Consider the following 18,760-nt stretch of genomic DNA (forward strand, 5'->3'; position numbering starts at 1 on the left):
GGCCAGGGCGGCCAGGCGCGACTTGGTGTCACGGGCGGCGTTGACCTTCATCAGCTTCTTGCGCAGCTTGTCGCTGATCGCGACCGGCGCGTCGGAGGTGGTGTCGGTGCCGCCGGCGATGCCGACCTCGATCTGGCCGAGAGCGATCTTGTTGGCGACCTGGATGGCCGCCTGCAGGCCGGTGCCGCACGCCTGCTGGATGTCGGTGGCGGGCGTCTCGGGCGAGAGCTTGGAGCCGAGCACGGCCTCCCGGGTGAGGTTGAAGTCGCGGGCGTGCTTGAGCACGGCGCCGGCGACGACCTCCCCGAGGCGCTCGCCCTCGAGGCCGTAGCGGGTGACCAGGCCGTCGATCGCGGCGGTCAGCATGTCCTGGTTGGACACCCCCGCGTAGACGGTGTTGGAGCGGGCGAAGGGGATCCTGTTGCCGCCGATGACGGCGACCCGGCGGGTACGTTCGATCATGCGCACATCCTGTCCCCAGGACCGCCTGCAGAGAAGCCAATGAGGGGCAGGTCACGAAATGTGGACTCCGAGTTACACCTGGAGTTACATGTTTCCTGCCACGCGAGCGGCTCGATGGCGCACGCACCCACGACACCCGGAGGACTCACCACCCCATGAGCGACCGTTACCAGGGCTTCACCCAGTCCCCCCTCGGCAAGCTGCTCGTCAAGAACCTCGGCCTGCCCGCCCCCATGAAGCTCGACCGGTACGTCGAGGGCGCACCGTTGGTCGACGGGACCGTGCTCGTGGGTGGTCGCGGCCGTCTGGCCGAGTCGCTCCCCGGCCTCCTCGACACCCTCGGCATCTCCTCGACGCAGACCGTCGAGGACGACGCCCGCTTCAAGGGCCTGGTCTTCGACGCCACCGGCCTGGCCTCGGCCGCGGAGCTCGAGGCGCTGCGTGACTTCTTCACCCCGGTGATGCGCAAGCTCACCAGCTGCCCGCGCGTCGTCGTGCTCGGCACGCCGCCGGAGCTGGTCGAGGGCTCGGAGCGGGTCGCCCAGCGCGCGCTCGAGGGCTTCACCCGCAGCCTCGGCAAGGAGATCGGTCGCGGCGGCACCGTCCAGGTCGTCTACGTCGCCGAGGGCGCGGAGGCCGCCGCCACCAGCACGCTGGGCTTCCTGCTCTCCCCCAAGTCCGCCTATGTCTCGGGCCAGGTCGTCCGCATCGGCGCCCACGGCACCACCAAGGTCCCCGCCGTCATCGACTGGACCAAGCCGCTCACCGGCAAGGTCGCGCTCGTCACCGGGGCCAGCCGTGGCATCGGCGAGCAGATCGCCCGCGTGCTCCACCGCGACGGTGCGACCGTCGTCGGCGTCGACGTGCCCCAGGCCGCCTCCGAGCTCCAGGGGTTGATGGCCGAGCTCGACGGCGACTGGCTGACCCTCGACATCACCGGCAAGGACGCGCCCCAGCGCATCGCCCACCACCTCAAGGAGAAGCACGGCGGCGTGGACGTGGTCGTGCACAACGCCGGGATCACCCGTGACAAGAAACTCGCCAACATGGACGAGTCGCGCTGGGCCTCGGTGATCGCGGTCAACCTGACGGCCCCCGAGCTGATCACCCGGGAGCTGCTCGACCAGGGTGTCGTCAACAAGGGCGGCTCCATCGTCGGGGTGGCCAGCATCGCCGGCATCGCCGGCAACGTCGGCCAGACCAACTACGCCGCCTCCAAGGCCGGTGTCATCGGGTTCGTCGACTCGCTCGCCGACGAGCTGGAGGACGGCATCACCATCAACGCCGTCGCCCCCGGCTTCATCATCACCGCGATGACCGCGGCCGTGCCCTTCGCCACCCGCGAGGTCGGGCAGCGACTCAACGCCATGTCGCAGGGTGGTCTGCCGGTCGACGTTGCCGAGACCATCGCGTGGTACGCCAACCCCGCCTCCAGCGCCGTCAACGGCAACGTCGTCCGCGTCTGCGGCCAGATGATGCTGGGCGCGTGACCGCGATGGAGACCCGCATGCTCCAGGACGCCCCCGGCGGCCTGAGCCTCCTGCTCAAGGCGGCCCTGCCGTCCCTCCCGGTCCTCGGCTCGCTGCCCGGCATCAAGAAGGCCTCGCCGGCCGGCTTCGACGGCCTGTCGTTCTCCCGCCCGACGACCGAGGTCACCCGTGAGCACGTCGACGCCTACGCGCGGGTGTGCGGCTTCCCGACGAAGGACGTCGCTCCCCTGACCTACCCGCACATGCTGGCGTTCCCGCTGCACATGGCGATCATGACCGAGCCGGCTTTCCCGGCCCCGGCCATCGGCACGGTCCACCTGGAGAACTCCATCACCGGGCACCGCCCGGTCGCGATCGGCGAGAGCCTGGCCCTGCAGGTCACGGTGGGTGCCTCCGAGCCCCACCCCAAGGGCACGATCTTCCGCTTCGTCAGCGAGGCACGCACTGACGGTGAGCTGGTCTGGGAGAGCACCTCGACCTACCTGCGCCGCGGCAGGGGCGACGAGTCCGCCTCCGCGGGCTCGTCATTCCCCGACGCGGCTCCGACCGGCACCGTCTGGAGCCTGCCGGGCGACCTCGGGCGCACCTACGCCTCGGTGTCCGGCGACCACAACCCGATCCATCTCTACCCGCTGACGGCCAAGGCGTTGGGCTTCCCGCGCCAGATCGCCCACGGCATGTGGAGCAAGGCGCGCTGCATCGCGGCGCTGGAGAACCGGCTGCCCGACGCCGTCCGCGTCGACGTCGCCTTCAAGAAGCCCATCCTGCTGCCCGGCACGGTGGCCTTCGGCTCCACGCCGACCAACGACGGCTTCGCCTTCTCCCTGACGAACCCGAAGAACGGCGCGCCCCACCTCGTCGGGGCCACGACCGCTCTCTAGGGCGGGACCCCGGGTGCGGCGACCTGGTCAGCGGCTCCGACCGAAGCTGACCGACGAGGTGTCGGCCCGGGCCGCCGTGGGCTCGGGGGCCTGCCGGAGCGTGAAGGTGGCGCTGGTCGGGTCCCAGACGCCGAGGTCGGTGCGTCCGTTGGCGTCCCAGTCCCCCGTGACCGGCAGGTCGTCGCCCGAGCCGAAGGCGACCTGTGCCAGCCAGGCGACGCCGTCGTCGTCGACGCGCCGCAGGGTGAACGTCGCGCTCGCGACGTCGTAGACCCCCAGGTCGGTGTCCCCGTCGCCGTCCCAGTCGCCGGTGACCGGGAGGTCGCCCAGGTCACCGAGGGGTACGTCGGTCAGCGCCCCGTCGGGAGCGCGCAGCCGGAAGACCCCGTCGACCGCTCGTCGTACGCCGACCTCCCAGCGACCGTCGCCGTCCCAGTCCCCTGCGACCGGCACGTCGGCGGCGGCACCGAGCACCACCTGCTGGAGACCCGAGGGCATCCTCAGGCTGAAGGTGGCCGTCGCCGGCGAGCGGACGCCGGGGTTGAGCCGGCCGTCACCGTCCCAGTCGCCCACGACGGGCTGGTCCGTGGCCGTGCCGAAGCGGAGCACCTTGGGGGCGGTGCCGGGTCGCTGGATCTCGAAGGTCGCCCTCTCCGCGCGGCGGTAGACCACCAGCTCGGCGGTCGTGTCACCGAGGAAGTTGCCGGCGACCGGGACGTCCACGCAGTTCTGGGACGCCTGGGTGCTGCCCATCACGAAGCGCGCTCCGTGGAACCACGGCTCGGCGACGGAGCCACCGGCACGTTGCTCGTAGTGCAGGTGCGGTCCGCTGCTGTTGCCGGTCGTGCCGACACGACCGAGGAGCGCGCCCTGGTCGACGCTCTGCCCCTTCACCACGCTCACCGCGGAGAGGTGCGCGTAGTAGGTCTGGGCGCCGTCGGCGTGCTCCACCACGACGTAGCGCCCGTAGCCGCGCGTGCCGCCCGGCACGGCGGTGGCGACCACGCCCGGCGCGGAGGCGACGACGGGCATGCCGTCGTCGTCGGCGCGGTTCCAGTCGATCGCGCGCGCGCTGGGGCTGTGGCCCGAGCGCGTCGTGCCGGTCCACGACTGGGCGCACGGGAACGGCATCTCGAAGCCCACCGCGGGGGCCGCGCCATGGCCGGGCGCCGCCGTGACGCTCAATGCGGCGACGCTCAGGACTCCGGTCGTCAGGGCGGCACACAGGCCGGGCCGGCGGCAGGCTCGGGGCATCGCGGAGCACCTCGGACGTCGGAGCGACGCTGAGTCACACGCACACCACGGATGCCAGCAGTCACAGAAGTGATCACACGTAACCACGACATCGGCGTGTCTGTCACGAACTACATCGGTGTCATGCTAGGGCGACTGGACCGGCTCCCGCTCCTGGAGCGGCCGGATCAGCCCTTCCTGGGCGACCGTGGCGACCAGGGTCCCGTCCTCGGCGAAGATCCGTCCCAGCGACAGCCCACGCCCGCCGCTGGCGGACGGCGACCACTGGTCGTAGAGCCACCAGGCGTCGGCGCGGAACGGCTGGTGGAACCAGATGGTGTGGTCGAGGGAGGCCATCTGGGTCCGGGACGGCGAGGCGTCGTGGGCCGTCAACGACGCCCCCAGCAGGCTGACGTCGCTGGCGTAGGTGAAGGCCGCCAGGTGCACGAGCGGGTCGTCGCCGAGCTCGCCGTTGATCCGGATCCACATCCGCGCCTGGGCCGGGTGCTGGGGGTCGGGGGTAAGACCGATGCGCGAGTTGCCGAGGTAGCGCACGTCGAGCGCCGCCCACTCCTTGCCCAGGGCGTCGGCCTCCGCGTTGCCGCGAGCCCGCATCAGGTCGACGAGGTCGAAGCCGTCGGCCGGGCTGCCGACCGACGGCATCTGGTCCTGGTGGAGGAGGCCCTCCTCGGCCCGCTGGAAGTCGAGGGTCTGGTAGTAGATCGGTCGGCCGTGCTGACGGGCGACCACGCGCCGGGTCGCGAACGAGCGACCATCGCGGATGCGCTCGACGTCGTAGATGATCGGCACCTGGTAGTCGCCGGGCAGCAGGAAGTAGGAGTGCAGGGAGTGCACGACGTAGTCGGGCTCGACCGTGCGCGTGCCGGCGATCAGTGCCTGCGCGGCCACCTGCCCGCCGTAGACCCGGGCCCGGGCGGAGTCGGGCTGGGCGCCGCGGAAGAGGTCGACGTCGATGTCCTCGAGGTCGAGCAGGGCCACGAGCTCCTGCGCCGGAGTGGGGGTCGACTCGCTCATGTCGCACCTCCTGACGTCGTACGACGGCGCAGCAGCGCCTCCTGCGCGACGGTCGCCCCGAGCGTGCCGTCCTGGGTGTAGACCTTCGCGAGCACCAGGCCCCGCCCGCCGGCCGCCGCCGGGGAGACCTGGTCGTAGAGCCACCACTCGTCGGCACGGAACGGCCGGTGGAACCACACCGCGTGGTCCAACGAGGCGATCAGCGTGTCGGGGCTGCCCATGCGCACGCCGTGCGGAGCGAGGGCCGCACCCATCAAGGTCATGTCGGAGAGGTAGGTGAACGCGGCCACGTGCCAGAACGGGTCGTCGGGCAGGGCCGAGGAGACCCGGAGCCAGAAGCGCTGCCGCGCCGTCTCTTCGCCGTCCTCGGGCAGCCGGCCGTCGGCCGAGCTGCCGACGTAGCGGAAGTCGACGACGTCCCACTCGGAGTCCATCGCCGAGTCGCGTCCGGGATCGGCCGCGCGGCTCGCGGCGCGAGCGTCGATCGCGTCCTCCGGGGCGATCACCTCCGGCATCGGCTCCTGGTGGTCGAAGCCCTCCTCGGCGCGCTGGAAGTTGGCCGTCATGGCGTAGATCGGGCGGCCGTGCTGACGCGCCAGCACCCGCCGGGTCGCGAACGACCTGCCGTCGCGCAGGTTGTCGACGTCGAAGATCGTGGGCGCCCCGGTGTCGCCGGGCTGGAGGAAGTAGGAGTGCAGCGAGTGGACGGCGTAGGACGGGTCCACCGTGCGACTCGCGGCCACCAGGGCCTGGGCTGCGGCCTGGCCGCCGAACACCCGCGGCAGGACCGAGGGCATCTGGTGCCCACGGAAGAGATTGTCGTCGAGGCGCTCGAGGTCGAGAAGCGCCACGAGCTCGTCGGCGTCGCGAGGCACGGCGCGTTCAGCCCTGCTGCTCGTCGGGGCCCTCGAGGCCGGCCAGGAACTGCTGGAACTGCTGACCGATCTCCTCGCCCGTGGGCAGCGGCTGGTCGTCGGCGAGCAGGCTGGCGCCGGACTCCTCGGCGCGCTCGAACGCGTCGTACTGACGCTCGAGGGCCTCGACCACGTCGGCGACCTCCTCGTTGGAGGACAGGTAGCGCGCGACCTCCTCCTCACGGTCCTCGGACTCGGCGCGGAGGTCGGTGAGGTCCACGATCAGGCGACCGGCCTTCTCGACGTTCTCGAGCAGCGCCAGCGACGCCCGCGGATAGTCGAGCTGGGCGAGGTAGTGCGGGATGTGGGCGACGAAACCCATGGCGTCGTGGCCCCACTCGCCCAGGCGCACCTCGAGCAGCGCCTGCGCACTGCTGGGGATGCGCAGCTCGCCTCGCCAGGGACTGTCACCGGAGATGAGGTCGGCGTTGTTGGCGTGGTGGGTGATCGCGATGGGCCGGGTGTGCGGCACGGCCATCGGCACCGATCCCATGCTCACCACGCGTGTCACGCCGAAGCGCTCGACGACCTCGAGCACCGCGCGGGCGAAGGCCTCCCACCGGTTGTCGGGCTCGGGGCCCTGCAGCAGGAGGTAGGGAGTGTCCCCGGAGTCGTGCAGGAGACGGACGACCAGGCGCGGGGCGTCATAGCCCTCGTAGTGGTCGCGGACGAAGGACATCGCGGGGCGGCGGGCGCGGTAGTCGTGGAACTGGTCGACGTCGAAGGTCGCGACGACCGGTCCGTTGCTCTGGGCCCCCAAGCTCTGGCCCGTGCCGGCCGGGGCGACCCGGCCCTCGGTCAGCGCGACGAGGTGGCGGCTGGCGATCGCGGCCGCGTTGCCCGCGTCGAGGAAGCCGTCGAGGACCACCACCATGGTCAGCGACGAGGTGTCGTCGAGCTCTGGCACCTCGTCGAGGATGTGGACGAGCCGGGGTTCGGTGGTCACGGGGGAACGATATGCCCCTGCGGTCGCTGCCCCCAGAGGCGGGCGACGTGGCGGACGTCGGTGCCGCAGCAGCCGCCCACGACCTGGAGCTGCGGCAACAGCGCGCGCAGGTGCTCGAACGAGCTCGCAAGGAGGTCCAGGTCCCCCGGGTCGAGGACCTCGCTGGCGTCGAGCTCGGCATGCGTGAGGGTCGAGGCGTTGGGCCGCAGCCCGACGATCCGGTCCAGCCAAGCACCGCCGCCCGTGCCGTCGTCTGCGCGGCCCGCCAATCCGGGCTCGACGTGGAGCGGGTGCGCGCAGTTGACGAGGAACCAGTCGGGAGCGTCGACCGCATCGACGACGGCGACCGCATCCGCGAGCGTGCTGCCGTCGGGCAGCCGGCCGTCGGTCTCGACGGTGAAGGAGATCGCGACGGGCAGCCCCACCTCTCGCGCGGCCCGGACGACGCCGATCGCCTCCCCGGTGCCGGTCAGCGTGTACGCCGTGGCAAGGTCGGCCCCCGCGGAGGCGAGCGCAGCGAGCTGGGGTGCGTGGTAGGCAGCCGCCTCGTCGGGATCGGTGTGCTCCCCCGCCACGTAGCCGTCGCCGCGCGGACCGACCGTGCCGCTGATCAGGACCGGTCCGTCGACCGGTCGCTCGGCGCGCAGCTCGGTGAGCAGGTGGACCGCCTGGCGGTTGGCGAGGTCGAGGCTGCGGCGGTCGTAGCCGACGCGGAGCCCCCAGTCGGGGTTGGCCCGCCAGGTCGGCGTCTCGAGCAGGAGCCCGCTGCCCGCGCGACGGGCGATCTCGACGTAGCCCTGGAAGTAGTCACGCAGGAGTGCCCGCCCGGCGGCGTCGTCGACGAGCGGGAACGCTGCGAACTCCGGCAGGTCCAGGCCGTGGTTGAAGATCAGGTCGGTCTCGAGACCGCCGTCGGTGACGAAGTCGTTGCCTCCCAGCAACGCGGGGGTGCCCACGCCACCAATGTCCTCCCGCTCCTGCCCGACGGCAAGGTCTCTCTCACCCCACCGGGGTGGCCGTCGGGCTGGGGGTCGGGCTGGGGGTCGGGCTGGGGCTCGGCTCGAGGAACGCCGGGTCGAACGTCGCGATCAGCAGCTCGGCCCCGGCTCGGGCGAGCTGGCGGGAGTTGAGCCCGATCGCCATCTGCATCCGCTTGCCGGGGTCGGCACCGGGGACCGTGACGTAGTCGAGCAGCGTCCAGAGCATCGAGGGACCGTAGGTCGCCGCGACGTACTCGCAGGCCCACCACGACAGGCCGTAGTTGGCCGAGGACGCGTCGCCGTTGAAGGTCTCGTCGTCCGGCAGGGCGTCGCCCCCGGTCTCGGCCGCGTCGATGGCGTCCTGGGTGATGCGTCGGTCCTCGGGTGCCAGCGGCTGCACGGAGACGTATTCCGCAAGACCCTCGCTGAGCCATGCAGGCGCCTGGTCGTCGCGCTGTCCCAGCGCCACGTGCGTGAGCTCGTGCCGGACCAGGCGGTCGCGCTCGATCCCGTCCCTGCCGAGCATCGTGGGGTTGAGGACGAAGCGCGTGGAGGCGATCTCGGTGCTGCCGGGGCCGGCGTCGACCGGGAACGCCACCCCGTCGATGGCGGTCGGGTCACCCCCCGGCAGGTCGTCGATGCTGCTCAGGAACGCCGGGTCGGACAGCGCGTAGAGGACGACGCTGCGGTCCCAGTCGTAGGGCACCTGGGCCGCGACGTCCGCGATCCCCCGCTCCACCGACGACACGAGCCCGGCTGAGGACCCCAGGCTGGCGTCGTCGAAGATGCCCAGCACCCCCACGCCGCGGACCACGTCGATGGGTCCGAGGTCCCACGGCTGGGGCTGGGTGTCGTTGAGCTGCTCCCAGGCCGGGTCGGTGACAGAGCTGAGCACGAAGGCCCCGGGGTCGCGCAGGGACGGCGAGAAGCGGTAGCGGTCGCGCATGGTGACGGGCAGGGCGTCGAAGCCCTCGAGCTGGAGGACGACGTCGACGGCCACCCAGTAGTCGTCGCCCTCGCGCAGCAGGCTCCCCCGGTCGACGGCGTAGGCCAGCTCCGCGATCGGGAGCTGGGTCAGGTTGTCGAAGTAGGTGCGCTGCTCGTCCAGGAACGTCGGGCGACCCTTCGCGACGCCGCGCTCGAAGACGGCCCGGTCCCCTCGTCGTACGGCGTCCGCGCGGCGGGTCAGCAGCCCGCGGAACTCGGCGAGCAGGTCGGGTGGGACCGGGACCGTGGTCTCGTTGGGTGCGACAGACCCGCTCGGGGCGGCCTGGGGCGCTGCGTCATCAGGCGCACTGGAGCACCCGGCCAGCGCCAGGCAAGCCACGATCCCGAGAACGAGTGCCTTGATGGAGCCCGCCCCTTCCTCGTGCCTCAGAGCTGGTGGTCGACATCGACCACGGACTCGTCGGTGCCCACCGTGTCGAGCGCGGTGATGTCCTCGACGATGCCACGCGCGATCGCCTGGGGCGTCAGGCCGATCTTCTCGAGGATGGCGGCGCGCTTGGCGTGGTGCAGGAACTCCTGCGGGATGCCGTGCAGGCGGAAGGGCGTCGTGACGCCGGCGTCGTTGAGGGTCTGCAGCAGCACCGCCCCACAGCCACCGATGCGGCCGCCGTCCTCGACGCTGACCACGAGCCGGTGCTCGCGGGCGAGCTCGACGATCGCAGGGTCGACCGGCTTGACCCAGCGGGGGTCGACGACGGTGACCCCGATGCCCTGGGCACCGAGGCGCTCCGCGACCTCGACGGCGACCTCGCACATCGATCCGACGGCGACCACGAGCACGTCCTTGGCGCCCGAGCGCACCAGCACGTCGGCGTTGCCGGCCTTGGCGTGCGTGGGCATGTCGGCCGGAGGCGGACCCTTGGAGAAGCGCACGACGGTGGGGGCGTCGTCGACGTCGACGGCCTCGTTGAGCAGCTCGCGCAGCCGGGTCGCGTCGCGCGGTGCGGCGAGCCGCAGGCCGGGCACGACCTGGAGGATGGACATGTCCCACATGCCGTTGTGGCTCGCGCCGTCGTCGCCGGTGACGCCGGCGCGGTCGAGCACGAAGGTCACCCCGCACTGGTGCAGGGCGACGTCCATGAGGACCTGGTCGAAGGCCCGGTTGAGGAACGTCGCGTAGATCGCCACCACGGGGTGCAGGCCCCCGATCGCCAGGCCGGCCGCGGAGGTCGCGGCGTGCTGCTCGGCGATGCCGACGTCGAAGGTGCGCTCGGGGTAGCGGGCCTGGAACTGGTCGAGCCCGACCGGGTGCATCATCGCGGCAGTGATCGCCACGACGTCCTTGCGGCGGGCGCCGAGGTGGACCATCTCGTCGGCGAAGACGTCGGTCCAGATGCGGCCCCGGACCTTCTCCTCGCCGGTCTCGATGTCGAAGGGCTGCGGGGAGTGGAACTGGTCGGCCTCGTGCTGCTCGGCCGCGTCGTAGCCGAAGCCCTTGCGGGTGATCGCGTGCACGATGACCGGACCGCCGAACTTCTTGGCGTGGGCGAGCGCGTGCTCCATGGCGTCGCGGTCGTGGCCGTCCACAGGACCGACGTACTTGAGCCCGAGGTCCTCGAAGAGGCCCTGCGGGGCGAGCGCGTCCTTGAGGCCCTTCTTCATCGCGTGCAACGCGTCGTAGGCGGCGGGACCGACACCGGGCACGGCGTTGAGGCGCTTCTTGACCATGTCGAGCACCTGCTCGTAGCGCGGGTTGGTGCGCAGGGAGGTCAGCGCCGTGGCGAGACCGCCGATGGTCGGGGTGTAGGAGCGACCGTTGTCGTTGACGACCACGACGAGCTTGGAGTCGCGCGCGATCGCGATGTTGTTGAGGGCCTCCCAGGCCATGCCCCCGGTGAGGGCGCCGTCGCCGATGACGGCGACCGTGTGGCGGTCCTCGCCACGGATCGCGTAGGCCTTGGCGATGCCGTCGGCATAGCTCAGCGCGGTCGAGGCGTGGGAGTTCTCGACGATGTCGTGGGGTGACTCGGCCTGGCTGGGGTAGCCCGAGAGGCCGCCCTCCTTGCGCAGGCTGACGAAGTCGGCGGCCCGGCCGGTGAGCATCTTGTGGACGTAGGCCTGGTGGCCGGTGTCGAAGACGACCCGGTCACGCGGTGAGTCGAAGACCCGGTGGATCGCGAGGGTGAGCTCGACGACCCCGAGGTTGGGACCCAGGTGCCCGCCCACGCGCGAGACCGCCTGCACGAGCTGGTCGCGGATCTCCGCGGCCAGGGTCGTGAGCTGGTCGTCGGTGAGCCCGCGCAGGTCGCGCGGTCCGGCGATCGAGTCGAGGACACCCATGTCGTCGAGTTTACGGGTCCGTCGGCGGTTCACCGATCCGTCAGCGCTCCAGCACGGCGACCGCGCCCTCGTGGAGGCTGCCCATCCAGACCCGTCCCTCGTGCTCACGCACCCCGGTGACCATGTGATAGCTCACACCGCTCTCCTGCGGGTCGACGTCGAGATCGTGGACCAGCGTGCCGGCGCTGTCGTAGGCCTGCACGCGGACGGTGTGCTTCGGCTTGGGCTGCAGTGCCTCGGGGAGCCTGGTGGCCAGCTTGCGCAGGGCCATGGGGGCGGTCTGGAGGCGCTCCAGGACCGGGTCGGTCGGGCTCGCGATGGTGACCCAGATCAGGCCGTCGCTGCCCCGGGCGATGTTGTCGGGGTAGCCCGGGAGGTTGGAGCAGAGGAGGTCGCGCATGCCCTTGCGGTCGCCGCTGATCCAGCGTCGTACGACGGTGCGCCCGGCCGTCTCGGCGACGCAGACGAAGTCCTCTTCCGCCGAGAGCGCCACTCCGTTGGCGAAGCCCAGCCCGTCGAGGACGACCTCGACGGTGCCGTCGGTCGAGAGCCTCATCAGCCGACCGGTGCGGGTGTTCTGCACCATGTCGTCCTTCCACTTCTCGATGCCGTACCTGGTCGAGGAGTCGCTGAACCACACCGTGCCGTCGGAGGCGATCGCGGCGTTGTTGCAGAAGACCATCCTGGTGCCGGCCACGCTGTCGGTGACGGGCTCGATCGCGCCGCTCGCGGTGTCGATGCGCAGCAGACCGACGTGCGCGTCGCAGACCAGGAGGCGGCCGTCGGGGTCGATCTCGATGCCGAGGGGACGGCCACCGGTGTGGGCGACCCGGTCGACCTTCTGTCCGTCGTGGCTGATCCGGAAGATCGCGCCGTCCTCGGTCCCCGTGAAGACGGCGCCCTCGTCGGGGCCGCTGGTGCCGACGACGACGTCCTCCGCGCCAGGGCCGGGGACGGGGATCACGCGCAGGGTCGAGGTCATGGGGCCACCTTGGCGTAGATCGGGGACGCGAGGAAGTCTCGCAGCGTCAGGCGCGCCGACGCGGTCAGGTCGAGGCCCTGGGCGACCTCGGCATCGACGAAGACCATCTGCCGGCCCTCGTGGCACTCGACCTCGGTGAGGTCGGTGCCCGCGGTGTACAGGCGGAACTCGTCGGTCCCGCCGCAGGCCTCGCTCCAGAAGCGGAACTCCCCCACCAGCTCGAGCGTGCCCGGCTCCAGCCGCACTCCGGTCTCCTCCTCGAGCTCGCGGTAGGCCGCCTGCTCGTAGGTCTCCCCGGGCTCGACGCCACCACCCGGGTAGCCCCAGCAGTCCGGGTCGATCCGCGGGTGGGAGTCCCGCTCCTGGAGCAGGATCCTGCCCCTGCGGTCAACGAGGGCGACGCTCGCGAAGTGGTGCACGGGCGCCACGCTAGCCGCCGCGCGTGCGAGGGTGGGCCGGTGATGTCGCTCCTGGCCGCCACGCTCGCCACCGTCCTGTCCGTCACGGGCTTCGCCCTCGGCAGCGCGACCGACCGGCTGGTGGCCGACAACGCGCGCGGGCTGACGACGCTGAGCGTGGCCGGGGTCAGCATCACCGCCGACGGTGCGTGGGTGGCCCGCCCGACTGCCGACGTACGACGCCTGGCGGGGACCGCCCGTCGCGAGGGACTGCGCTCCGAGCTGCTGCTGAGCAACTACAGCAACCGCCAGGCAGGCTTCGACGAGCGCGCCGCGCACCGGCTGCTGAGCAGCCCGACCCACGTCGACCGCGTCGCCCGGCGGATGGCCGGCGTCGTCCGTGCCCAGGGCTGGGGCGGGGTCAACGTCGACCTCGAGCTCGTGCGACGGGTGGACGCGGCAGGGTTGGTGCGGCTGGTGCGCGCGCTCCAGTCCGCCATGCCCGAGGCCCGGACCGTCTCGATCGACGTCAGCGCCTCCACCAGCCTCGCGGCCTACCGCTCACGCGGCTATCGGATGGCGGCGCTGGGTCGCGCCGCCGACACGGTCGTGCTGATGACCTACGACCTGCACGGCCCGACCTGGTCCGGCCCCGGCCCGATCGGCCCGACCGACTGGCAGCGTCGGGCGGTGGAGGCCGCTCTGGACGCCGTGCCCGCGGCCCGGCTCGACCTGGGCGTCGCCGGCTACGGCTACACCTGGCCGCGCGGCCGCTCCGGTGGCACGGTCACGGTGGCCGGCGCCCGACGCCTGGTGCGCGCCGACGACGCGACGGCCGTCTGGAAGCAGGGCCATGGCGAGTGGCGGGCCGAGCTCTCCAACGGCACCGTGCTCTGGTGGTCCGACGGGCGCTCCTTCGACCGCCGGGTCGCGCTCGCCGAGGAGCTCGGGCTGCACGGTGTCGCGCTCTGGCGTCTCGGCTCCGCCGATCGGCTGCCCGCGCGGGGCTGATCGCTCCGCTTCCCCAAGGGATGCAGACGAACCGCCACTCCCCACGGCGTGCACCCCGTGGTCGGTGGCGTGTCGCCGTGGGAAGTCTTGGGACCCCCGGTGCCCAGAGGTGACGGGTGGGCGATGACAGCCTGCCGGCACCTCCCACGAGTCACCGCCCACGACCCGACCCCGCCCACCCGACGCTCCGACGCTCCGACGCAGACATCAGAGCCGCGCGACATAGCGACGACCGCGCACCGCGTCCTCCACCAGCCCGACCGCGCGCCGGATGCCCATCAGCCGTGCCTGCTCGAGCTGGAGGGTCTGGAGCGCGGCCTCGATGACCTCGTCGCTGGCGACCTCGCGGAACGACGCCCTCGCCTCGCTGAGCCCACGACGGCAGGCCGCCTCGTTGGCCTCGACGTGGAGCACCGCGAAGCGTGCCAGCACCACCACGTGACGCCGCAGCCCGGCATAGGTGCGGTAGTCGGCCGGGCAGAGGTCGAGCAGCCACGCGGCGGCACTCGCCTCCCAGTCAGGGGCGTCCGGAGGCCGGACCTCGCGCGGCCAGCCCGGGGGTGCGACGAGGGGTTTCATGGATCGATCATAGTCGAACATGCGTTCGACGACGCCGTCACTCCACGAAGCTGAAGCGCACCTCACGCTCGGGGTTGTCCAGGTTGAGGTCGACCAGGCACACGCTCTGCCAGGTCCCCAGGGCCAGGCGTCCACCGATCACGGGCACCGTCACCGTCGGGGGCACGATCGCCGGCATGACGTGGGAACGTCCGTGACCGGGCGAGCCGTGCCGGTGTCGCCAGCGGTCGTCGGCCGGCAGCAGGTCGCCCAGCGCCGCCAGCAGGTCGTCGTCGGACCCGGCGCCTGTCTCGATGATCGCGAGCCCCGCAGTCGCGTGCGGCACGAAGACGTTGAGCAACCCGTCGCCTCGACCCCGCACCATCTCCTCGCAGTCCCGCGTGAGGTCGAGGACCGCCTCGGCCCCGCCGGTGCGGTAGGTGCGGGTCTGCGAGGCCATCATGCGTTGGTCCCGCCGTCGGGTCGCAGGCCGCCGGCACACGACGCCGTCGGCTCCGGGGCGGTCTCCCCCGCGCCGAACTCGCGGATGAACATCTCCAGCCGTGGGTCGTCCGCACCGGTCAGCTCCAGCTGCCGCTCCCACACGGTGACGACCACGGGCGCACGCAGGTCCTCGTAGGGCGACAGGATGCCGTTCTGCGGCAGCACGTCGGCCAGCGCGTCCACCTCGTCCTGGTCGAGGCCGGGCTCGTAGGTGATCCACACCGTGCCGTGCTCGAGGTCGTGGACGACGTTCTCCTCCGGGACCGGGGCGTCGTAGGCACCGCAGTCGAGCCAGGCCGAGTTGTGCGGGCCACCGACCGGCGGTGACTGCTCGTAGATGATCTCCCCGTCGTCGTGGGTCGTCGGCATGCCGTCGAAGACCTCGACCGCGTCGAGCGTCGTGTCGACTGCGACCCGCTCGTCCTCCCGGCTCGCGCTCACCGCGAGGGGCACCAGCACCGCCAGGGCGATCACCAGCACCGCGCCCACCACGCCGAGCACGATCGCGACCTTTGTGCCCTGGCCGGGCGGTGGCGGTGGTGGTGGCGACCAGCCCGGAGGCGGGCCCTGCGGCGGCGGGCCCAGCGGGACGCCGTACGGCGACGCGGCCGGTGGCGGGCCCGCCACGGGTGGTGCCCATCCCGGCTGCGGACCTGGGGGTGGCGGCAGCTGCTCTGACATCAGTCCTCCAGCGCGCGCTCGAGGCGCTCGACCTTCGCGGTCATCTGGTCGGTCCAGCCGGGGCGGATGTCGGCCTTGAGGACGAGGCCGACGCGGGGCGAGACCTCGGCGACGACGTCGACGGCACGCTTGACCACCGCCATCACCTCGTCCCACTCCCCCTCGATGTTGGTGAACATCGCGTTGGTCTCGTGGGGCAGCCCGGACTCCCGGACCACGCGGACGGCCGCCGCGACGGCCTCCGAGACACCCCCGGTCTCGTCCCCGGACGTCGGGCTGATGCTGAAGGCAACGATCATGGCGCCACCGTAGCCAAGTGCCCTGAGCCCCTCCTCGACCGGACGTGGCAGCGCGCGAGGGCCCTCTGCTCGCCCGGCCTTCGCGCAGGGCCCCCAGCCCTGCTTCTGCTCAGTAGGTCGCGAGCCCCGTGCGGAACGCCTCGAAGGCCGCCGGGCTGGAGTCGATGCGCCAGTCGGCCTCCTTGAGGTGGCTGAACCAGGTGAAGCCGGTGAGTCCCCCCGGCCGGGTGGCCAGCGTCGCGAACATGTCGCGGATCCAGGCGGCCTTGTCGCCGCCGACCTCCGGTGCGCCGACCTCACCGACGGCGATCGTCTTGGCGGTGAAGGAGCGCACCTCGGCGAGACCGTCGTCGAAGACGTCGAGGAAGCTCTGCCAGGTGGTGCCCGGCAGCAGCCCGCCCCAGTTGTAGCCGTCGAGGGCGACGGTGCTCACCTGGGCGTCGCCGGGGTAGAGCGACGCCATGGGCGTGCTGCCCGGGTAGGGCACGTTGGGCGACCAGGACCAGGAGACGTTGGTGGCCTTCTGCTGGGTGAAGATGCCGCGGACCCGCTTCCACGCCGCCACGTAGTCGGCGGCGGTGTTGCCGTTGACGCCGGCCGCCCAGGGATACCAGGTGCCGTTCATCTCGTGCGCGAAGCGCAGCGTCACCGGCTTGCCGTACGCCCGCGCCTGCTTGGCCCAGGCCGTGACGTAGGTGTCGTGCAGACCTGCGGCGATGGTCTTGAGGGCGTACGCCGGCTGGTCGGTGCCGAGAGCGGGGTCCCACGGCTCCCAGGTGATCACGGGCGTGGCGCCGAAGGCGGCGACGGCGGCCGCCTGCTGCGTCGGGAAGCCGGTGCCCCGCGACCAGGCGTCGTACCACATGACCTGCGTAGGGCGGCGGCCCAAGCGGGCCGACAGGTCCTCCAACGACGCCATGCTGCCGGGTGCGTCCGGCAGGCTCACCGCGAAGACCATCGCCGCGGGCGCCGTCACCCGCGGGCGGCTCAGGGAAGCCGTGGCGGACCCGGGTGCGACCACCAGCACCGCCACCAGCACCGCCATCAGCACCGGGGCTGTGGCGACGAAGCGGCTCACGATCGCGGTCATGGCTCCATCTTCGGCGTCGATGTGGCCGTCGTGGCGGCTTTTCCACAAATGGGTAACAAACAGGTGGGGTGCCGTGCACGACGCACGACGCGAGCACCACCGTGACCGGGGATGCTCGCGTCGTGAGGGTGCTGCGGGTGGGTCAGGCCTTGCGCAGGTTGCGCAGGACGTACTGCATGATCCCGCCGTTGCGGTAGTAGTTGGCCTCGCCGGGGGTGTCGATGCGGACGACCGCGTCGAACTCGACGCCGTCGGCCTTCACCTTGACGGTCTTGGGCGTTCGGCCCTCGTTGAGCTCGGTGACGCCCGTGATCGTGAACGTCTCCTCACCCGTCAGACCCAGCGACTCGGCGTTCTCTCCCGCGGGGTACTGCAGCGGGAGGACGCCCATGCCGATCAGGTTGGAGCGGTGGATCCGCTCGTAGGACTCGGCGATGACGGCCTTGACGCCCAGCAGCGCGGTGCCCTTGGCGGCCCAGTCGCGCGACGATCCGGAGCCGTACTCCTTGCCCGACAGCACGACCAGCGGGGTGCCGGCCGCGACGTAGTGCTCGGAGGCCTCGAAGACCGAGGTGACCTCGCCACCAGCGGTGAAGTCGCGCGTGACGCCACCCTCCGTGCCGGGTGCCAGCTGGTTGCGCAGCCGGATGTTGGCGAAGGTGCCGCGGATCATGACCTCGTGGTTGCCGCGTCGCGAGCCGTAGGAGTTGAAGTCACGCTGCCCCACGCCGTGCTCGGCGAGGTAGTGACCGGCAGGCGAGTCCTTCTTGATGGCCCCGGCCGGGCTGATGTGGTCGGTGGTGACCGAGTCGCCGAGCTTGAGGAGCACGCGGGCGCCCTCGATGTCCGTGACCGCCTCGGGCTCGTCGGGCATGCCGTCGAAGTAGGGAGGCTTCCGGACGTAGGTGGACTCGGGGTCCCACGCGAAGGTCTTCCCCTCGGGGGTGGGCAGTGCCTGCCACTGGGCGTCGCCGGCGAAGACGTCGGCGTAGCCCTTGTCGAACATCTCCGAGGTGATCGCGCTCGCGATGACCTCCTCGACCTCGCTCGGCGTGGGCCAGATGTCCTTGAGGAAGACGTCGTTGCCGTCCTGGTCCTGGCCCAGCGCGTCGTTGAAGAGGTCGAGGTCCATCGACCCGGCCAGCGCGTAGGCGACGACCAGCGGCGGGGACGCGAGGTAGTTCATCTTGATGTCGGGGTTGATCCGACCCTCGAAGTTGCGGTTGCCCGACAGCACCGAGACGACCGCGAGGTCGGCCTCGTTCACCGCGGCGGAGACCTCGGGGATGAGCGGGCCGGAGTTGCCGATGCAGGTGGTGCAGCCGTAGCCGACGAGGTTGAAGCCGAGCTTGTCGAGGTAGGGCGTGAGGCCGGACTTCTCGTAGTAGTCCGAGACGACCTTGGAGCCGGGCGCCAGCGTGGTCTTGACCCACGGCTTGCGCTGCAGGCCCTTCTCCACGGCCTTCTTGGCCAGCAGGCCCGCGCCGATCATGACCGAGGGGTTGGAGGTGTTGGTGCACGACGTGATCGCCGCGATCGTCACCGCCCCGTGGCCGATGGTGTGCTTGGCGCCGTCGAGGTCGATCTCGGCGGTGGCGTCGGGGTTGTCGGTGTAGTCCTTGAGCGCCTCGACGAACGCGGGGCCGGCGTTGGTGACCTCGACGCGGTCCTGGGGACGCTTGGGGCCGGCCAGCGACGGGACGACGGTGGCCATGTCGAGCTCGAGCTTCTCGGAGAAGCGGGGCTCGGCCTCGGGGTCGTGCCAGAGGCCCTGCTCCTTGGAGTAGGACTCCACCAGCGCGAGCTGCTCCTCGGAGCGACCGGTGAGACGCAGGTAGTCGATGGTCTGCTGGTCGATCGGGAAGACCGCGATCGTCGAGCCGAACTCCGGGCTCATGTTGCCGATGGTCGCGCGGTTGGCGAGCGGCAGGACCGAGACACCGGGTCCGTAGAACTCGACGAACTTGCCGACGACGCCGTGCTTGCGCAGCATCTCGGTGATCGTGAG

18 protein-coding genes and 1 pseudogene are annotated in these 18,760 nt (G+C 71.6%); 3 read left to right on the forward strand and 16 right to left on the reverse strand.

Translation table 11 applies throughout. The annotated features are described in order from the left end of the window. A pseudogene (locus RMN98_RS19955) lies at positions 1-462 on the reverse strand (acetyl-CoA C-acyltransferase); the annotation flags it as partial. Positions 463-617: 155 nt separating this feature from the next. On the opposite strand from RMN98_RS19955, the gene RMN98_RS19960 reads away from it, so the two are divergent. Continuing rightward, positions 618-1,952, forward strand: a complete 1,335-nt coding sequence (locus tag RMN98_RS19960; RefSeq protein ID WP_309650572.1) for a 3-oxoacyl-ACP reductase — start codon at positions 618-620, stop codon at positions 1,950-1,952. Between the two features lie 5 nt (positions 1,953-1,957). Beyond that, positions 1,958-2,833: a MaoC/PaaZ C-terminal domain-containing protein gene (locus tag RMN98_RS19965; RefSeq protein WP_309650587.1), complete on the forward strand. Its 876-nt coding sequence runs from the start codon at positions 1,958-1,960 to the stop codon at positions 2,831-2,833. A gap of 27 nt (positions 2,834-2,860) precedes the next feature. On the opposite strand, the gene RMN98_RS19970 is transcribed toward RMN98_RS19965, so the two are convergent. The 9 genes from RMN98_RS19970 to RMN98_RS20010 form a co-directional block, all read right to left on the reverse strand. Then, positions 2,861-4,087: a M23 family metallopeptidase gene (locus RMN98_RS19970; RefSeq protein WP_309650573.1), complete on the reverse strand. Its 1,227-nt coding sequence runs from the start codon at positions 4,085-4,087 to the stop codon at positions 2,861-2,863. A 126-nt stretch (positions 4,088-4,213) separates the two neighbouring features. Then, on the reverse strand, positions 4,214-5,101 hold the full coding sequence (locus RMN98_RS19975) for an acyl-CoA thioesterase II (protein WP_309650574.1): 888 nt from the start codon (positions 5,099-5,101) through the stop codon (positions 4,214-4,216). Further along, positions 5,098-5,976: an acyl-CoA thioesterase II gene (locus RMN98_RS19980; protein ID WP_309650575.1), complete on the reverse strand. Its 879-nt coding sequence runs from the start codon at positions 5,974-5,976 to the stop codon at positions 5,098-5,100. Before RMN98_RS19980 ends, RMN98_RS19975 begins: the two co-directional genes overlap by 4 nt. 7 nt (positions 5,977-5,983) lie before the next feature. Then, the gene (locus RMN98_RS19985) at positions 5,984-6,961 is read right to left on the reverse strand and encodes a PAC2 family protein (protein ID WP_309650576.1); all 978 of its coding nucleotides are present in this window, start codon (positions 6,959-6,961) and stop codon (positions 5,984-5,986) included. Next, positions 6,958-7,917, reverse strand: coding sequence for a homocysteine S-methyltransferase family protein (locus tag RMN98_RS19990; protein WP_309650577.1), 960 nt, complete (start codon positions 7,915-7,917; stop codon positions 6,958-6,960). The genes RMN98_RS19985 and RMN98_RS19990 overlap by 4 nt, the downstream gene beginning before the upstream one ends. 43 nt (positions 7,918-7,960) lie before the next feature. Further along, positions 7,961-9,268, reverse strand: a complete 1,308-nt coding sequence (locus tag RMN98_RS19995; RefSeq protein ID WP_309650578.1) for a hypothetical protein — start codon at positions 9,266-9,268, stop codon at positions 7,961-7,963. A gap of 47 nt (positions 9,269-9,315) precedes the next feature. After that, positions 9,316-11,229: a 1-deoxy-D-xylulose-5-phosphate synthase gene (gene dxs, locus RMN98_RS20000; protein ID WP_309650579.1), complete on the reverse strand. Its 1,914-nt coding sequence runs from the start codon at positions 11,227-11,229 to the stop codon at positions 9,316-9,318. Positions 11,230-11,269: 40 nt separating this feature from the next. Further along, on the reverse strand, positions 11,270-12,211 hold the full coding sequence (locus RMN98_RS20005) for an SMP-30/gluconolactonase/LRE family protein (RefSeq protein ID WP_309650580.1): 942 nt from the start codon (positions 12,209-12,211) through the stop codon (positions 11,270-11,272). Next, positions 12,208-12,630, reverse strand: coding sequence for an NUDIX domain-containing protein (locus RMN98_RS20010; protein ID WP_309650581.1), 423 nt, complete (start codon positions 12,628-12,630; stop codon positions 12,208-12,210). Before RMN98_RS20010 ends, RMN98_RS20005 begins: the two co-directional genes overlap by 4 nt. A gap of 42 nt (positions 12,631-12,672) precedes the next feature. On the opposite strand from RMN98_RS20010, the gene RMN98_RS20015 reads away from it, so the two are divergent. After that, the gene (locus RMN98_RS20015; RefSeq protein WP_309650588.1) at positions 12,673-13,620 is read left to right on the forward strand and encodes a glycosyl hydrolase family 18 protein; all 948 of its coding nucleotides are present in this window, start codon (positions 12,673-12,675) and stop codon (positions 13,618-13,620) included. Between the two features lie 207 nt (positions 13,621-13,827). On the opposite strand, the gene RMN98_RS20020 is transcribed toward RMN98_RS20015, so the two are convergent. The 6 genes from RMN98_RS20020 to RMN98_RS20045 all read right to left on the reverse strand — a co-directional run. Beyond that, positions 13,828-14,199 carry a hypothetical protein gene (locus RMN98_RS20020; RefSeq protein ID WP_309650582.1) on the reverse strand — a complete coding sequence of 124 codons (372 nt, stop codon included), beginning with the start codon at positions 14,197-14,199 and terminating at the stop codon, positions 13,828-13,830. Between the two features lie 37 nt (positions 14,200-14,236). Then, positions 14,237-14,638, reverse strand: a complete 402-nt coding sequence (locus RMN98_RS20025; RefSeq protein WP_309650583.1) for a YjbQ family protein — start codon at positions 14,636-14,638, stop codon at positions 14,237-14,239. Continuing rightward, positions 14,638-15,183, reverse strand: coding sequence for a DUF3105 domain-containing protein (locus RMN98_RS20030; protein WP_309650584.1), 546 nt, complete (start codon positions 15,181-15,183; stop codon positions 14,638-14,640). Before RMN98_RS20030 ends, RMN98_RS20025 begins: the two co-directional genes overlap by 1 nt. Before the next feature lie 179 nt (positions 15,184-15,362). Beyond that, on the reverse strand, positions 15,363-15,662 hold the full coding sequence (locus tag RMN98_RS20035) for a thiamine-binding protein (protein ID WP_091111919.1): 300 nt from the start codon (positions 15,660-15,662) through the stop codon (positions 15,363-15,365). A 109-nt stretch (positions 15,663-15,771) separates the two neighbouring features. Continuing rightward, entirely contained in the window at positions 15,772-16,752 is a 981-nt protein-coding gene (locus tag RMN98_RS20040; RefSeq protein WP_309650585.1) for a glycosyl hydrolase, read from the reverse strand. Positions 16,753-16,894: 142 nt separating this feature from the next. Continuing rightward, positions 16,895-18,760, reverse strand: a 1,866-nt coding sequence (locus RMN98_RS20045; protein ID WP_309650586.1) for an aconitate hydratase, incomplete at its 5' end; no start/stop codon positions are given.

Origin of the sequence: Nocardioides sp., from assembly GCF_031397825.1 — a bacterium.
GTDB lineage: Bacteria > Actinomycetota > Actinomycetes > Propionibacteriales > Nocardioidaceae > Nocardioides.

Excerpts from the sequence above, each read along its gene's own strand:
- RMN98_RS20035 (WP_091111919.1), bottom strand. The coding sequence starts at position 15,662 with ATGATCGTTGCCTTCAGCATCAGCCCGACGTCCGGGGACGAGACCGGG.
- RMN98_RS19960 (WP_309650572.1), top strand. The coding sequence starts at position 618 with ATGAGCGACCGTTACCAGGGCTTCACCCAGTCCCCCCTCGGCAAGCTG.
- RMN98_RS20040 (WP_309650585.1), bottom strand. The coding sequence starts at position 16,752 with ATGACCGCGATCGTGAGCCGCTTCGTCGCCACAGCCCCGGTGCTGATG.
- RMN98_RS19965 (WP_309650587.1), top strand. The coding sequence starts at position 1,958 with ATGGAGACCCGCATGCTCCAGGACGCCCCCGGCGGCCTGAGCCTCCTG.
- RMN98_RS20005 (WP_309650580.1), bottom strand. The coding sequence starts at position 12,211 with ATGACCTCGACCCTGCGCGTGATCCCCGTCCCCGGCCCTGGCGCGGAG.
- RMN98_RS20020 (WP_309650582.1), bottom strand. The coding sequence starts at position 14,199 with ATGAAACCCCTCGTCGCACCCCCGGGCTGGCCGCGCGAGGTCCGGCCT.
- RMN98_RS20025 (WP_309650583.1), bottom strand. The coding sequence starts at position 14,638 with ATGGCCTCGCAGACCCGCACCTACCGCACCGGCGGGGCCGAGGCGGTC.
- RMN98_RS19970 (WP_309650573.1), bottom strand. The coding sequence starts at position 4,087 with ATGCCCCGAGCCTGCCGCCGGCCCGGCCTGTGTGCCGCCCTGACGACC.
- RMN98_RS19975 (WP_309650574.1), bottom strand. The coding sequence starts at position 5,101 with ATGAGCGAGTCGACCCCCACTCCGGCGCAGGAGCTCGTGGCCCTGCTC.
- RMN98_RS20015 (WP_309650588.1), top strand. The coding sequence starts at position 12,673 with ATGTCGCTCCTGGCCGCCACGCTCGCCACCGTCCTGTCCGTCACGGGC.
- dxs (WP_309650579.1), bottom strand. The coding sequence starts at position 11,229 with ATGGGTGTCCTCGACTCGATCGCCGGACCGCGCGACCTGCGCGGGCTC.